This window comes from Roseomonas rosulenta, assembly GCF_016106005.1.
Classification (GTDB): domain Bacteria; phylum Pseudomonadota; class Alphaproteobacteria; order Acetobacterales; family Acetobacteraceae; genus Neoroseomonas; species Neoroseomonas rosulenta.
Genome location: NZ_JACADR010000531.1, coordinates 1 through 1,345 on the forward strand (window position 1 = coordinate 1; position 1,345 = coordinate 1,345).

At 72.0% G+C, this 1,345-nt stretch carries 3 protein-coding genes; all 3 read left to right on the forward strand.

The genetic code is table 11. From position 1 onward, the window contains the following. The first annotated feature begins 176 nt into the window (after window positions 1-176). Complete coding sequence (locus HW578_RS26615) at window positions 177-479, forward strand: RNA-binding S4 domain-containing protein (protein WP_198373705.1); 303 nt, start codon at window positions 177-179, stop codon at window positions 477-479. A gap of 85 nt (window positions 480-564) precedes the next feature. Continuing rightward, a complete protein-coding gene (gene fdxA / locus HW578_RS26620; RefSeq protein ID WP_198373707.1) occupies window positions 565-891 on the forward strand; it encodes a ferredoxin FdxA in 327 nt (108 codons plus the stop codon). Between the two features lie 138 nt (window positions 892-1,029). Beyond that, window positions 1,030-1,345 (forward strand): hypothetical protein (locus HW578_RS26625; RefSeq protein ID WP_198373706.1); only part of this gene is annotated, 316 nt, incomplete at its 3' end.

A 1,345-nucleotide genomic window follows, 5' to 3' on the forward strand; every position in this document is an offset into this window, starting at 1 on the left:
CGGCCGGAACAGCGCGGCCCACGCGACCAGCAGCGCCAGGGCAAGGGCGGCGGCTACCAGGGCGACCGCGGCCCGCGCCGCCCGCGCGAGGACCGCCCCGCCCTGCCCGCCATGCCCCGCCCGGACAGCCCCTTCGCGGTGCTGGCCAGCCTGCTCAAGAAGAACTGACGCGCCCCGTGGCGGAGGCGGAGCGCGACGCCCAGCGCCTCGACCTCTGGCTGTGGTGCGCGCGCACCCGCAAGACCCGTGCCGACTGCGCCCGCCTGGTCGAGGCCGGCGCGGTGCGCATCAACCGCCAGCCGACCGACAAGGCGCATGCCCGGGTGCGGCCCGGCGACGTGCTGACCATCGCCCAGGGCCAGGGGGAGCGCGGCCGGATCGTGGTTTGGCGCGTTCTGGCGCTGGCCGCCCGCCGCGGCCCGCCGGCGGAGGCGCGCGCCCTGTATGAGGACATATCCGACTGCATGGCTCGGGAATGACGCATGCGCACGGGCCGGGTTGCGGCCGGCGCGCGGCTTGGCCATCTTCGCCCCGCCGCAACGCGCTGTCAGGGGCCTGCCCACCGTGACCTATGTCGTCACCGAGAACTGCATCAAGTGCAAGTACATGGACTGCGTGGAGGTCTGTCCGGTGGACTGCTTCTACGTGGGCGAGAACATGCTGGTGATCCACCCGGACGAGTGCATCGACTGCGGCGTGTGTGAGCCGGAATGCCCGGCCGAGGCCATCGTGCCCGACAGCGACGACAAGGGCACTGCCTGGCTCGAACTGAACCGCACCTATGCCGCGCAATGGCCCAATATCACCCGCAAGGGCGAGGCGCCGGCCGATGCGGATGAATGGAAGGACAAGCCCGGCAAGAAGGAGCTGTTCAGCCCCAATCCCGGCTGACGCCGCCTTCACCTTCGCCCCATGGGGTGACGGGGGGCTATTTTTCTGCTATTGTTTCAAGCAGATGGACGGGGTTGTGCCGACCGGCCGGCCCGGGCCTCAGGTGTTGCGTGGCGATGGCCCGTGCGCTCCGGCTGCTTGGCCGCCGAGCGCCCCGCGGGACAGCGCGGCGGAAATGGGAGCATACCGGACATGAAGGCTTCGGCCCGCGCCAAGGCGCAGAGCAAGTCCCGCGCGACCGCGAAGGCCAAGGCCGCCGCCAAGCCGAAGGCGGCGGCGAAGCCGAAGGCTGTCGCGAAATCCGCCAAGGCGCCGACCCGTACGGCGGCCAAACCCAAGGCGGCGACGAAGCCCAAGGCCGCCGCGCCGAAGGCGGCCGCCAAGCCGAAGGCGGCAGCGAGGCCGGCGGTGGCCGCCAAGGTCAAGCCCGCGGCGAAGGTCGCGGCGAAGCCCG